Annotated in this window: 12 protein-coding genes; all 12 read right to left on the bottom strand. The window is 57.6% G+C overall.

The features are described 5' to 3' along the window. Positions 1-2: 2 nt before the first annotated feature. Complete coding sequence (pstB, locus tag V8N38_RS25390) at positions 3-773, bottom strand: phosphate ABC transporter ATP-binding protein PstB (RefSeq protein ID WP_016929614.1); 771 nt, start codon at positions 771-773, stop codon at positions 3-5. A gap of 54 nt (positions 774-827) precedes the next feature. After that, positions 828-1,718 carry a phosphate ABC transporter permease PstA gene (gene pstA, locus V8N38_RS25385; RefSeq protein ID WP_019455481.1) on the bottom strand — a complete coding sequence of 297 codons (891 nt, stop codon included), beginning with the start codon at positions 1,716-1,718 and terminating at the stop codon, positions 828-830. A gap of 1 nt (position 1,719) precedes the next feature. Further along, positions 1,720-2,676: a phosphate ABC transporter permease PstC gene (pstC, locus tag V8N38_RS25380; RefSeq protein WP_004933822.1), complete on the bottom strand. Its 957-nt coding sequence runs from the start codon at positions 2,674-2,676 to the stop codon at positions 1,720-1,722. A gap of 91 nt (positions 2,677-2,767) precedes the next feature. Beyond that, complete coding sequence (gene pstS, locus V8N38_RS25375; protein WP_038876034.1) at positions 2,768-3,808, bottom strand: phosphate ABC transporter substrate-binding protein PstS; 1,041 nt, start codon at positions 3,806-3,808, stop codon at positions 2,768-2,770. Between the two features lie 336 nt (positions 3,809-4,144). Continuing rightward, the gene (glmS, locus tag V8N38_RS25370) at positions 4,145-5,974 is read right to left on the bottom strand and encodes a glutamine--fructose-6-phosphate transaminase (isomerizing) (RefSeq protein ID WP_049200563.1); all 1,830 of its coding nucleotides are present in this window, start codon (positions 5,972-5,974) and stop codon (positions 4,145-4,147) included. 152 nt (positions 5,975-6,126) lie between these two features. Then, positions 6,127-7,500, bottom strand: a complete 1,374-nt coding sequence (gene glmU, locus V8N38_RS25365) for a bifunctional UDP-N-acetylglucosamine diphosphorylase/glucosamine-1-phosphate N-acetyltransferase GlmU (protein ID WP_060441268.1) — start codon at positions 7,498-7,500, stop codon at positions 6,127-6,129. A gap of 290 nt (positions 7,501-7,790) precedes the next feature. Further along, on the bottom strand, positions 7,791-8,210 hold the full coding sequence (locus V8N38_RS25360; RefSeq protein WP_004933814.1) for a F0F1 ATP synthase subunit epsilon: 420 nt from the start codon (positions 8,208-8,210) through the stop codon (positions 7,791-7,793). Positions 8,211-8,230: 20 nt separating this feature from the next. Beyond that, positions 8,231-9,613 carry a F0F1 ATP synthase subunit beta gene (gene atpD, locus V8N38_RS25355; RefSeq protein ID WP_004933813.1) on the bottom strand — a complete coding sequence of 461 codons (1,383 nt, stop codon included), beginning with the start codon at positions 9,611-9,613 and terminating at the stop codon, positions 8,231-8,233. A 32-nt stretch (positions 9,614-9,645) separates the two neighbouring features. Next, the gene (atpG, locus tag V8N38_RS25350; protein WP_004933811.1) at positions 9,646-10,509 is read right to left on the bottom strand and encodes a F0F1 ATP synthase subunit gamma; all 864 of its coding nucleotides are present in this window, start codon (positions 10,507-10,509) and stop codon (positions 9,646-9,648) included. Positions 10,510-10,568: 59 nt separating this feature from the next. Beyond that, positions 10,569-12,110, bottom strand: coding sequence for a F0F1 ATP synthase subunit alpha (atpA, locus tag V8N38_RS25345; protein WP_004933808.1), 1,542 nt, complete (start codon positions 12,108-12,110; stop codon positions 10,569-10,571). Between the two features lie 12 nt (positions 12,111-12,122). Continuing rightward, complete coding sequence (gene atpH, locus V8N38_RS25340; RefSeq protein WP_033649565.1) at positions 12,123-12,656, bottom strand: F0F1 ATP synthase subunit delta; 534 nt, start codon at positions 12,654-12,656, stop codon at positions 12,123-12,125. A gap of 14 nt (positions 12,657-12,670) precedes the next feature. Further along, positions 12,671-13,141, bottom strand: a complete 471-nt coding sequence (atpF, locus tag V8N38_RS25335; protein WP_004933804.1) for a F0F1 ATP synthase subunit B — start codon at positions 13,139-13,141, stop codon at positions 12,671-12,673. Positions 13,142-13,158: the final 17 nt, after the last annotated feature.

Raw genomic sequence — 13,158 nt, 5'->3', positions numbered from 1 at the left:
TATCAACCATAACGGCCAGTGATGTAGTCTTCAGTCTGCTTTTTCTGCGGCGCAGTGAACAGGTTATCAGTATCACTGAACTCGATCAGCTCGCCCAGATACATAAATGCGGTAGAGTCGGAGCAGCGCGCCGCCTGCTGCATGTTGTGCGTCACGATCACCACGGTGTAGTCGGCCTTCAGCTCGCTGATCAGCTCTTCAATCTTGCCGGTGGAGATCGGATCCAGCGCCGAGCAAGGCTCATCCAGCAACAGCACTTCCGGACGAATGGCGATGCCGCGGGCGATGCACAGACGCTGCTGCTGGCCGCCGGAGAGGCTGTAGCCGCTCTGGTGCAGCTTGTCCTTGGTTTCGTTCCACAGCGCCGCCTTGGTCAGCGCCCACTGCACGCGCTCGTCCATATCGGCGCGCGACAGCTTTTCAAACAGGCGAACGCCGAAGGCGATGTTGTCGTAAATCGACATCGGGAACGGCGTCGGCTTCTGGAACACCATGCCGACCTTGGCGCGCAGCAGCGCGATATCCGAGTTGTCGGTCAGGATGTTCTGGCCGTCCAGCAGGATGCCGCCTTCCGCGCGCTGTTCCGGGTACAGCTGATACATCTTGTTGAAGGTGCGCAGCAGGGTGGATTTGCCGCAGCCGGATGGGCCGATAAACGCGGTGACCTTGTTCTTGGCGATATCCAGCGTGATGTTCTTCAGCGCATGGAATTTGCCGTAGTAGAAGTTCAGATCGCGTACCTGAATTTTGCTGCTGGAAGCGTCAGTAACCATACTCATCAAGACTTCTCTCTTTTCATCAGCGCCGCCAAAGCGGCGCTCAAAATTTTATGAATGCTTTTTCTTGGCGAAAATCACGCGCGCCAGGATATTCAGTAACAGTACGCACAGGGTGATCAACAGCACCCCGGCCCAGGCCAGCTGTTGCCATTCGGCGAACGGGCTCATGGCGAATTTGAAGATGGTCACCGGCAGGTTGGCGATCGGCTGCATCAGGTCAGTGCTCCAGAACTGGTTCGACAGCGAGGTGAACAGCAGCGGTGCGGTTTCCCCCGCGATGCGCGCAATCGCCAGCAGCACGCCGGTGATGATGCCGGACACCGACGCCTTCAGCGTGATGGCAGAAATCATACGCCATTTCGGCGTACCCAGGGCGTACGCGGCCTCGCGCAGCGTATCCGGTACCAGCTTCAGCATGTTTTCGGTGGTGCGAATGACGATCGGCACCTGCAGCAGCGCCAGCGCCACGATGCCGGCCCAGCCGGAGAAGTGTTCCATCTTCGCCACCACGATGGTGTAAACGAACAGGCCCACCACGATCGACGGTGCGGACAGCAGGATATCGTTGATAAAGCGGATCACTTCCGCCAGCCAGGATTTACGGCCGTATTCCGCCAGGTAGATGCCGGCCATGATGCCCAGCGGCGTACCGAAGATGGTCGCCCACAGGATCAACAGGCCGCTGCCGGCGATGGCGTTGGCCAAGCCGCCGCCCGCGGTATTCGGCGGCGGGGTCATTTCGGTGAACAGCGCCAGCGACATACCGTCGAAGCCTTTGGTGACGGTGGCGATCAGGATCCAGATCAACCAGAACAGCCCGAACGCCATGGTCGCCATCGACAGGAACAGCGCGAGGCGGTTTTTCTGCCGGCGCCAGGCCTGCATTTTGCGGCGGCTTTCCGCCAGAACGACTGCGTTTTGCATATCCATCGTCGCCATGTTAACGCCCCTCATTCTTGGCCAGACGCATGATCATCAGTTTCGACAGCGCCAGCACGATAAAGGTGATAACAAACAGAATCAGGCCCAGCTCCATCAACGCGGCGGTGTGCACGCCGGACTCGGCTTCGGCGAATTCGTTGGCCAGCGCCGAGGTGATACTGTTGCCCGGCATGTACAGCGAAGCGCTGTCGAGCTGGTAGGTGTTACCGATGATAAAGGTCACCGCCATGGTTTCCCCCAGCGCGCGGCCCAGGCCCAACATCACGCCGCCGATGACGCCGTTTTTGGTGAACGGCAGCACGATGCGCCAGATGACTTCCCAGGTGGTGCAACCGATGCCGTAGGCCGACTCTTTCATCATCACCGGCGTCTGTTCGAACACGTCGCGCATGACCGCGGCGATGTAAGGAATGATCATGATCGCCAGGATCACCCCGGCGGCCAGAATGCCGATGCCGAAGGCCGGGCCGGAGAACAGCTCGCCGACGATCGGAATGCCCGACAGCACTTCGCCCACCGGCGTCTGGAAGTATTCGGCGAACAGCGGGGCGAACACGAACAGGCCCCACATGCCGTAGACGATGCTCGGGATGGCCGCCAGCAGCTCAATGGCGATGCCCAGCGGCCGCTTCAACCAGTTCGGCGCCAGTTCGGTCAGGAACAACGCGATGCCGAAGCTCACCGGCACGGCGATGATCAGCGCGATAAGCGAGGTGACCACGGTACCGTAGATCGGCACCAGCGCGCCGAACTGCTCCGCCGGCGCGTCCCACTCTTTGGTCCACAGGAAAGCGAAGCCGAATTTCTGCATGCTTGGCCAGGAGGCGAAGATCAGCGAAACGATAATGCCGCCCAGCAACAATAGGGTAATCAGCGCAGCCAGTCTCACCAGCGCGCTGAAAATGATGTCACCGTTTTTGCCCGGTGCTTTGATGGTCGGCTTGTACTCAGCCATAGATTACTCTCTGTTTGAACCCTGGCAGCCCCAACCGGGATCGGAGCCTGAAGAACTGTGTGGGGCGCGGCGAGCCCGCGCCCCTGCGTTGTTAGTACAGCGCTTTACCTGAACTGTCTTTTACGTTGGTTTTCCAGGCCGCGCGCACCTGCTCAACCACTTCTTTCGGCAGGGTGGCGTAATCCAGCTCGTTAGCCTGTTTGCCGCCGGTTTTGTAAGCCCAGTCGAAGAACTTCAGCACTTCGGCGCCCTGAGCAGGGTTTTTCTGCTCTTTGTGCACCAGGATGAAGGTGGTGGAGGTGATTGGCCACACGTTGTCGCCTTTCTGGTCAGTCAGATCCTGAGCGAAGGTCTTGCTCCAATCCACGCCTTTGGCCGCGTTGCTGAAGCTCTCTTCAGTCGGGCTGACCGGTTTGCCGTCGGCGGAAACCAGCTTGGTGTAAGCCAGGTTGTTCTGCTTGGCGTAAGCGTATTCTACGTAGCCGATAGAGCCTGGCAGACGCTGAACGAAGGCGGCGATGCCGTCGTTGCCTTTGCCGCCCAGACCGGTCGGCCAGTTAACGGTAGAACCGGCGCCAATCTTTTCTTTCCACTGCGCGTTGGCCTTGGACAGGTAGCTGGTGAACACGAACGAGGTGCCGGAACCATCGGCGCGGCGCACCACGGCGATGTTCTGGTCAGGCAGTTTCACGCCTGGGTTCAGCTTGGTGATAGCCGGGTCGTTCCATTTTTTGACGTTGCCCAGGTAGATATCGCCCAGGGTTTTACCGTCCAGAGTCAGTTCGCCGGATTTAATGCCCGGGATATTCACGGCCAGCACCACGCCGCCAATCACGGTCGGGAACTGGAACAGGCCGTCGGCCGCCAGCTTGTCGTCAGACAGCGGGGCGTCGGAGGCGCCAAAGTCAACGGTGTTGGCCACGATTTGCTTCACGCCGCCAGAGGAGCCGATGCCCTGATAGTTAACTTTGTTGCCGGTTTCTTTCTGATAAGAATCTGCCCACTTGGCGTAAACCGGAGCGGGGAATGTCGCACCTGCACCGGTCAGGCTGGCAGCAGCGAACGCGGACACGGCGGTCAGGGAGAAGGTCGCTGCCACAATACTGGCGACGGTGGTACGCATCAGTTTCATAATCCCTCCTAATGGGATATTTAAAATCGACTTCGAGTCGTTTTAATCAGAGTAAGTATTGCTGCAGGAGGGAAAATAGGACAGTTTGGTGACAGAAAAATGTACGCAATATGACAGTTATATTACAGTGCATTTGAGGGGTGGTGATTTATATAAAAATCAACTTGTTAAATCAAAAACAGCGCAATTGCCAAGCAATAAAAAAACCGTTTGGCCACGTCCTATCCGCTTGAATATGACAACGTTTATCCCTGAATCGGCGCCGCTGTCATCTTTCGCGTTACTCATGAAAAAAGCCGGCGCTAAGGCCGGCTTTTGCAGTTTACCTGCGGCAGATTACTCTACGGTGACAGACTTCGCCAGATTGCGCGGCTGGTCAACGTCGGTGCCTTTGATCAGCGCCACGTGGTAAGACAGCAGCTGCAACGGCACGGTGTAGAAGATCGGCGCCACGATTTCCTCGACGTGCGGCAGAGGAATGATGGTCATGCCTTCGCTGCTGACGAAGCCGGCGTCCTGATCGGCGAACACGTACAGCTGGCCGCCGCGCGCGCGCACTTCTTCAATGTTGGACTTCAGCTTTTCCAGCAGTTCGTTGTTCGGCGCCACCACAATCACCGGCATATCGGCGTCGATCAGCGCCAGCGGGCCGTGTTTCAGCTCGCCCGCCGCATAAGCTTCGGCATGAATATAGGAGATCTCTTTCAGCTTCAGCGCCCCTTCCATGGCGATCGGATACTGATCGCCGCGGCCGAGGAACAACGCATGGTGCTTGTCGGAGAAGCCTTCCGCCAGCGCTTCGATCTCTTTATCCATCGACAGCATCTGCTCGATGCGCGCCGGCAGCGCCTGCAGGCCGTGCACGATCTCCTGCTCCACGCTTTCCGCCATGCCTTTCAAGCGGCCCAGGCGCGCCACCAGCATCAACAGCACGGTGAGCTGCGTGGTGAAGGCCTTGGTCGAGGCTACGCCGATTTCCGTGCCGGCCTTGGTCATCAATGCCAGATCGGATTCGCGCACCAGCGAAGAGCCCGCAACGTTACAAACGGCCAGCGAACCGAGATAACCCAGCTCTTTGGACAGGCGCAGCGCCGCCAGGGTGTCGGCGGTTTCGCCGGACTGCGACAGGGTGATGATCAGGCTGCCCGGGCGCACCGCCGATTTGCGGTAACGGAACTCGGAGGCGATCTCGACGTCGCACGGCACGCCGGCCAGCGCTTCGAACCAGTAACGCGCCACCATCCCGGAGTGGTAAGAAGTGCCACAGGCGATGATCTGCACGTGCTGCACCTTGGCCAACAGCTCATCGGCGCGCGGGCCCAGCTCGCTCAGGTTGATTTGGCCATGGCTGAAACGCCCTTCCAGGGTGTTTTTCAGCGCCAGCGGCTGTTCGTAGATCTCTTTTTGCATGTAGTGACGGTAAGCGCCCTTGTCGCCGGCGTCATACTGCACCTGGGATTCGATCTCAGGGCGCTCAATGGCGTTGCCCTGCTTGTCGAAGATGTTGACGGTGCGGCGAGTCACTTCCACCACGTCGCCTTCTTCCAGGAAGATGAAGCGGCGGGTGACCGGCAGCAGCGCCAGCTGATCGGAAGCAATGAAGTTTTCCCCGACGCCGCGGCCGATAACCAGCGGGCTGCCGGAGCGCGCCGCGACCAATACGCTCGGATCGCGGCTGTCCATCACCACGGTGCCGTAGGCGCCGCGCAGCTGTGGGATCACGCGCTGAACCACTTCCAGCAGCGTACCGCCCTGCAGTTGTTCCCAGTGCACCAGGTGCGCAATCACTTCGGTGTCGGTTTCGGAGCTGAAGCGATAACCGCGTTCGATCAGCAGTTCGCGCAGCGGTTCGTGGTTTTCGATGATGCCGTTATGCACCACGGTAATGTAGTCGGAAACATGCGGGTGCGCGTTCGCCTCGGTCGGTTCACCGTGCGTTGCCCAACGGGTGTGAGCGATGCCGGTACCGCCGTGCAGATCGGTCTGCTCCGCCGCTTCGGCCAGTTTTTGCACCTTGCCTACGCGGCGCAGGCGGCTGACGTTGCCTTTTTCGTCGACCACTGCCAGACCGGCGGAGTCATAACCGCGGTACTCAAGACGACGTAAACCTTCCAACAGGATTTCTGCGATATCACGTTGCGCTACTGCGCCTACAATTCCACACATCAGTTATATTCCTAATGAACGCCCTTCATGGGCGCTTTCGATGCCTTGACCTGATTTTTGCCGGTTTTTACCGTGCGCCCCCCGAGCCTGTAGATGGTGGGGGTTATTATGTTTTGTATTGGGCTCGTGAACGGAGCCCAACGCAAAACACACTATGACTTCTTCTTCACCGGACGTTGCCAGCCCTGAATGTGCACCTGCTTGACGCGGCTCAGCACCAGTTCGTTCTCGGCTATATCGCGCGTCACCGTGGTGCCGGCGGCGATGGTGGAGCCTTTGCCGACCGACACCGGCGCCACCAGCTGTGTATCGGAACCGACGAATACGCCGTCGCCGATCACCGTCTTGTGCTTGTTGGCGCCATCGTAGTTGCAGGTGATGGTGCCGGCGCCGATATTCACGTCATCGCCGATTTCGGCATCGCCCAGATAGCTGAGGTGGCCGGCCTTGGAGCCTTTACCCAGACGCGCCTTTTTCATTTCCACGAAGTTGCCGACGTGAGCCCCTGCCGCCAGCTCCGCGCCTGGGCGCAGGCGGGCGAACGGCCCCACGGTGCAGTCGGCTTCCAGCACGCTGTCCTCCAGCACGCTGTAAGGGCTGATCTCGCAGTCATCACCGATTACGCAGTTTTTCAGCACGCAGCCGGCGCCGATTTTCACCCGGTCGCCCAGCTTGACGTGACCTTCAATAATCACATTTGCATCAATAGTGATGTCGCGGCCGTGAACAAGTTCCCCGCGCAGATCGAAACGCGCCGGATCCAGCAACATCACGCCAGCTAACAGCAGCTTTTCAGACTGTTCCGACTGGAAGACGCGCTCCAGGGTCGCCAGCTGCAGGCGGTTGTTCACGCCTTCCACTTCACTCAGGCGCAACGGGTGCACGGTTTCGATTTTCTTGCCGTCGGCATGGGCCAACGCAATGATATCGGTGATGTAGAACTCACCCTGTGCGTTGTCGTTATTCAACATCCCCAGCCAGCGCTTCAGATCGCGCCCGTTCGCCACCAGGATGCCGGTATTGATCTCGTTAATCTGGCGCTGCGCCTCGCTGGCATCCTTGTGTTCGACGATGCCCACCACGTTGCCCTGCTCGCGCACGATGCGGCCGTAACCGCTCGGATCGTCCAGCTTGACCGTCAGCAGCCCGATACCGCCCTGCGGCTTGGCCGCCAGCAGGCGTTGCAGCGTATCTACGGAGATCAACGGCACGTCACCGTACAGCATCAGCACGTCTTCATCGTCGGCAAAGTGCGGCGCGGCCTGCTGCATCGCATGGCCGGTACCCAGTTGCTCGGCCTGCAGCACCCAGTTCAGCGCGCCGTCAGTCAACGTACTCTTCAACAGATCGCCGCCGTGGCCGTATACCAGGTGGACATGTTGCGCGCCCAGTTTCATCGCGGCATCAATGACGTGTTGCACCATCGGCTTGCCGGCCAACGGATGTAAGACCTTGGGAAGATCGGAATACATGCGTGTTCCCTTGCCCGCGGCGAGGATGACCACGCTCATTGCGCTGTTCGACATAAGCAACCTGATAACTCCATTTTGATAGACGAAAGTAAAACCGTTTAGCGACGATATTACTACATATTTCTCTGCACGAACCCGGTGCAGACCGCGTGGGCCTTGGCCTGCCGCTATCGCGGCCAATTCGGCGTCGGGACGAAAAAACTGTCGGCGATCGGCGACGTTTATTTCCCGATATCAGGGGTTATACACCACACTGTCCGCCGGGCTGCAATGCTTATTTTAAAGTAAAAAAAAAGCGACCCTATAGGCCGCTTTCTTAAAGTTGGGTGCCAGGCACCCAAACATTACATCGCTTTTCTGGTGAGCTCGATAACGCGCAGTTTTGCGATCGCTTTCGCCAGTTCAGCGGATGCCTGAGCATAGTCGACATCGCCATGAGAGCTGCGAATGTGTTCTTCAGCTTTACGCTTAGCTTCCAACGCTCTCGCTTCGTCGAGGTCAGTACCACGGATAGCAGTGTCCGCCAGCACGGTAACCACGCTCGGCTGCACCTCGAGGATGCCGCCGGACAGGTAGATGAACTCTTCTTCACCGTGCTGCTTAACAATACGCACCATGCCAGGCTTGATGGCAGTCAGCAGCGGCGCATGGCCAGGGAAGATCCCCAGTTCACCTTCGCTGCCTGTCACCTGGATCTTCTGCACCAGGCCGGAAAACATCTGTTTTTCCGCGCTGACTACATCCAGATGGTAAGTCATAGCCATATCACCCTCCTCTCAAGGCGTTACAGTTTCTTGGCTTTTTCCACTGCTTCTTCAATGGTGCCAACCATGTAGAACGCCTGCTCCGGCAGGTGGTCATAGTCGCCGTCCATAATGCCTTTGAAACCACGGATGGTGTCTTTCAGCGATACGAACTTGCCCGGAGAACCGGTGAAGACTTCTGCCACGAAGAACGGCTGAGACAGGAAGCGTTGGATCTTACGCGCACGGGATACGACCAGTTTGTCTTCTTCAGACAGCTCGTCCATACCCAGGATCGCGATGATATCTTTCAGTTCCTGGTAGCGTTGCAGAATGGACTGCACGCCACGCGCTACGTCGTAGTGCTCCTGGCCAACAACCAGCGGATCCAGCTGACGGCTGGTGGAATCCAGCGGGTCAACGGCCGGGTAGATACCCAGAGAAGCGATGTTACGGCTCAGTACCACGGTTGCGTCCAAGTGCGCAAAGGTGGTGGCTGGTGACGGGTCAGTCAAGTCATCCGCAGGAACGTAAACGGCCTGTACGGAAGTGATGGAACCGGTCTTGGTCGAGGTGATACGTTCTTGCAGAACGCCCATCTCTTCCGCCAGCGTTGGCTGATAACCTACCGCAGATGGCATACGGCCCAGAAGTGCGGACACTTCGGTACCGGCCAGGGTGTAACGGTAGATGTTGTCAACGAACAGCAGAACGTCACGGCCTTCGTCACGGAATTTCTCCGCCATGGTCAGACCGGTCAGCGCAACGCGCAGACGGTTACCTGGTGGCTCGTTCATCTGGCCGTAAACCAGGGATACTTTGTCCAGAACGTTGGAGTCGGTCATTTCGTGGTAGAAGTCGTTACCCTCACGAGTACGCTCGCCCACGCCCGCAAACACGGAATAACCGGAGTGCTCGATCGCGATGTTACGGATCAGCTCCATCATGTTTACGGTTTTACCCACGCCCGCACCGCCGAACAGACCGACTTTACCGCCCTTGGCGAATGGACAAATCAGGTCCATTACCTTGATACCGGTTTCCAGCAGTTCCTGGGAGCTGGACAGCTCTTCGTAGCTTGGCGCCGCGCGGTGAATCGCCCAACGCTCTTCTTCGCCGATGTCGCCTTTCATGTCGATCGGTTGACCCAATACGTTCATGATACGGCCCAGGGTAGCTTTACCCACCGGCACTTCAATCGGGTGGTCCAGGTTGTTCACTTTCAGACCGCGACGCAGACCGTCGGAGGTCCCCATTGCGATACAGCGAACCACACCACCGCCCAGCTGTTGCTGAACTTCCAACACCAGTTTTTCGGTGCCGTTTTCTACCTCAAGGGCATCGTACACTTTTGGTACGGCATCCTGAGGGAACTCGACGTCCACCACGGCGCCGATTACCTGGATAATCTTTCCAGTAGCCATCTTGAATCCTCTACGTAATTCGTAAACCTAGCTTAAACCGCGGAGGCTCCCGAAACGATCTCGGTGAGTTCCTGAGTGATGCTGGCCTGACGCGCCTTGTTGTATACCAACTGCAGCTCTTTGATCAGGCTACCGCCGTTATCGGTTGCGGCTTTCATCGCGACCATTCGTGCGGCCTGCTCGCTGGCCAGGTTTTCCACGACGCCCTGATAAACCTGCGACTCCACATATCGGCGCAGCAAGGTATCAAGCAGCACTTTTGGATCGGGTTCATACAGGTAATCCCAAGGCGTTTTCTTCAGCTCTTCGTCATCGGCTGGCGGTAACGGCAGCAGCTGAAGCACCTGTGGCTCTTGGGACATCGTATTAACAAATTTGTTGCTGACAATGTACAGCTTGTCCAAACGACCTTCGTCGTAGGCCTGCAGCATCACTTTCACCGGCCCGATCAGATCCGACAGGGAAGGTTTGTCCCCCATGCCGGTCACCTGGGCAACCACGTTGCCGCCCACGGAACCAAAGAAAGAGGCCGCTTTAGAGCCAATCAGCGCCAAATCGGTTTCGACGCCTTTTTCGGACCAGGCTTTCATCTCCGCCAGCAGCTTTTTGAACAGGTTGATGTTCAAGCCGCCGCAGAGACCACGGTCAGTAGACACCACCAGATACCCGACGCGCTTAACGTCACGCTCATCCAGGTACGGGTGCTTGTACTCCAGATTCCCTAACGCAAGGTGACCAATCACTTTGCGCATGGTCTCTGCATAAGGACGGCTGGCCGCCATGCGATCCTGCGATTTACGCATTTTGGAGGCGGCGACCATTTCCATCGCTTTAGTGATCTTTTGCGTGTTTTGCACGCTAGCGATCTTACTACGTATCTCTTTTGCGCCGGCCATCTCTGCTTCTCCTCAGTGCCAGACGGCCTGCTGTCTTTCAACAGCAGGACCGTTCGGCGTTACCAGGACTGGGTTTTCTTGAAGGTCTCGAGGATGTCTTTCAACTTGCCCTCGATCTCATCATTGAAGTTGCCAGTTTGGTTGATGTGGTTCAGCAGTTCGGCGTGCTCGCGGTCCGCATAGGCGACCAGCGCGGCTTCGAAGCTCACCACTTTGGCGACTTCGACGTCGTTCAGGTAACCGCGTTCTGCGGCAAACAGCACCAGAGACTGTTGTGCAACCGACATCGGCGCATACTGTTTCTGTTTCAGCAGCTCGGTCACTTTCTGACCGTGGCTCAGCTGTTTGCGGGTCGCGTCGTCCAGATCGGAGGCGAACTGGGAGAACGCAGCCAATTCACGATACTGCGCCAGCGCGGTACGGATACCACCGGACAGTTTCTTCATGATCTTGGTCTGCGCGGCGCCACCAACACGGGATACGGAGATACCCGGGTTAACTGCCGGACGAATACCGGAGTTGAACAGGTTGGATTCCAGGAAGATCTGACCATCGGTAATCGAGATTACGTTGGTCGGAACGAACGCGGAAACGTCACCCGCCTGGGTTTCAATGATCGGCAGAGCGGTCAGTGAACCGGTTTGGCCTTTAACTTCACCTTTGGTGAAGGCTTCAACGTATTCGGCGTTAACGCGCGCTGCACGCTCCAGCAAGCGGGAGTGCAGGTAGAATACGTCGCCTGGGTAAGCTTCACGACCTGGCGGACGACGAAGCAGCAGGGAAATCTGGCGGTAAGCAACGGCCTGTTTGGACAGGTCATCGTACACGATCAGCGCATCTTCACCGCGGTCACGGAAATATTCGCCCATTGCGCAACCGGCGTATGGCGCCAGGTATTGCAGTGCAGCGGATTCGGAAGCGGTCGCCACCACCACGATGGTGTTGGCCAGTGCGCCGTGTTCTTCCAGTTTGCGCACCACGTTAGCGATGGTGGACGCTTTCTGGCCGATAGCCACGTAAACGCATTTGATGCCGGAGTCGCGTTGGTTGATGATCGCATCGATCGCCAGCGCGGTTTTACCGGTCTGACGGTCACCGATCACCAGCTCACGCTGGCCACGGCCGATTGGAATCATGGCGTCAACGGATTTGTAGCCAGTCTGAACCGGCTGATCAACGGACTGACGCTCGATAACGCCTGGCGCGATAGCTTCTACCGGAGAGAAGCCGTCGTTCTCAATCGGGCCTTTGCCGTCGATTGGTGCGCCCAGGGTGTTAACTACGCGGCCCAGCAGACCACGACCGACTGGAACTTCCAGGATACGGCCGGTGCATTTAACCTTCATGCCTTCGGCCAGATCCGCGTACGGACCCATAACCACGGCACCTACGGAGTCGCGCTCCAGGTTCAATGCGATTGCGTAACGGTTGCCAGGCAGCGCGATCATTTCGCCCTGCATAACTTCGGCCAGGCCGTGTACGCGGATGATCCCGTCGCTGACGGAAACGATAGTACCTTCATTGTGAGCTTCGCTCACTACATTGAACTGAGCAATGCGCTGCTTGATCAGTTCGCTGATTTCGGTGGAATTCAGTTGCATGCTCCAGTCCCCTTAAGACTGCAAGACGTCTGTCAGGCGTTCAAGACGACCGCGAACGCTGCCATCAATCACCATATCGCCGGCGCGAACAACGATGCCGGCCAGTACAGACTTGTCAATTTTGCAATTCAGCTTAACTTTGCGTGACAGACGTTTTTCCATCGCAGCGGCGATTTTCGCCTGCTGTTCGTCGCTCAGCGCGCTCGCAGAGAGCACTTCGACTTCGACGGTGGATTCCAGCGAGGCGCGCAGTTCGATGAACTGCTGCAGCACGGCAGGAAGAACCAGTAAACGTCCATTTTCGGCCATTACACGGATAAAGTTCTGGCCATGTTCGTCGAGCCGATCGCCACAAACCGCGATGAACGTCTTGGACAGCGTTTCTGGCGCGACCGCGCCAGACAGCAGTTCAGAAATCTGTTCATTGCGAGTGACTTCAGCCGCAAACGCCAGCATTTCCTGCCAGCGCTCTACGCTTTGGTGCTCAACGGCAAAGTCAAAAGCTGCTTTGGCGTAGGGGCGAGCTACAGTTACAAATTCAGACATCAGCCCCTCCCTCCTTACAGTTCAGCGACCAGTTTATCAACGATGTCGCTGTTAGCAGCTTCATCCACGGAACGTTCGATGATCTTCTCGGCGCCGGCAATTGCCAGCATCGCGACTTGCTTACGCAACTCTTCACGAGCGCGCTTACGTTCGGCTTCGATCTCAGCCTGAGCCTGCGCCACGATTTTGTTACGTTCCTGCTCGGCTTCGGCTTTCGCTTCATCCATGATCTGAGCTTTGCGTTTGTTCGCTTGCTCGATGATCACCTGAGCTTCTGCTTTAGCAGTTTTCAGCTGGTCGGTCGCATTGGCTTGCGCTAAGTCCAGATCTTTTTTGGCACGCTCTGCAGAAGCGAGGCCGTCAGCAATTTCTTTCTGACGTTTCTCGATGGCAGCCATGATCGGCGGCCATACGTACTTCATGCAGAACCAGACAAACAGAACGAACGCGATGGCCTGGCCGAGGATTGTTGCGTTAAGATTCACAGCACAATGCCTCTTTA

The organism is Serratia nevei (assembly GCF_037948395.1).
GTDB lineage: Bacteria > Pseudomonadota > Gammaproteobacteria > Enterobacterales > Enterobacteriaceae > Serratia > Serratia nevei.
This window is presented reverse-complemented; position numbering and strand designations above follow the sequence as displayed.

What these genes read in the sequence shown, in the direction of transcription:
- pstB (WP_016929614.1), bottom strand. Translation starts at nt 773, where the DNA reads ATGGTTACTGACGCTTCCAGCAGCAAAATTCAGGTACGCGATCTGAAC.
- pstA (WP_019455481.1), bottom strand. Translation starts at nt 1,718, where the DNA reads ATGGCGACGATGGATATGCAAAACGCAGTCGTTCTGGCGGAAAGCCGC.
- pstC (WP_004933822.1), bottom strand. Translation starts at nt 2,676, where the DNA reads ATGGCTGAGTACAAGCCGACCATCAAAGCACCGGGCAAAAACGGTGAC.
- pstS (WP_038876034.1), bottom strand. Translation starts at nt 3,808, where the DNA reads ATGAAACTGATGCGTACCACCGTCGCCAGTATTGTGGCAGCGACCTTC.
- glmS (WP_049200563.1), bottom strand. Translation starts at nt 5,974, where the DNA reads ATGTGTGGAATTGTAGGCGCAGTAGCGCAACGTGATATCGCAGAAATC.
- glmU (WP_060441268.1), bottom strand. Translation starts at nt 7,500, where the DNA reads ATGTCGAACAGCGCAATGAGCGTGGTCATCCTCGCCGCGGGCAAGGGA.
- V8N38_RS25360 (WP_004933814.1), bottom strand. Translation starts at nt 8,210, where the DNA reads ATGGCTATGACTTACCATCTGGATGTAGTCAGCGCGGAAAAACAGATG.
- atpD (WP_004933813.1), bottom strand. Translation starts at nt 9,613, where the DNA reads ATGGCTACTGGAAAGATTATCCAGGTAATCGGCGCCGTGGTGGACGTC.
- atpG (WP_004933811.1), bottom strand. Translation starts at nt 10,509, where the DNA reads ATGGCCGGCGCAAAAGAGATACGTAGTAAGATCGCTAGCGTGCAAAAC.
- atpA (WP_004933808.1), bottom strand. Translation starts at nt 12,110, where the DNA reads ATGCAACTGAATTCCACCGAAATCAGCGAACTGATCAAGCAGCGCATT.
- atpH (WP_033649565.1), bottom strand. Translation starts at nt 12,656, where the DNA reads ATGTCTGAATTTGTAACTGTAGCTCGCCCCTACGCCAAAGCAGCTTTT.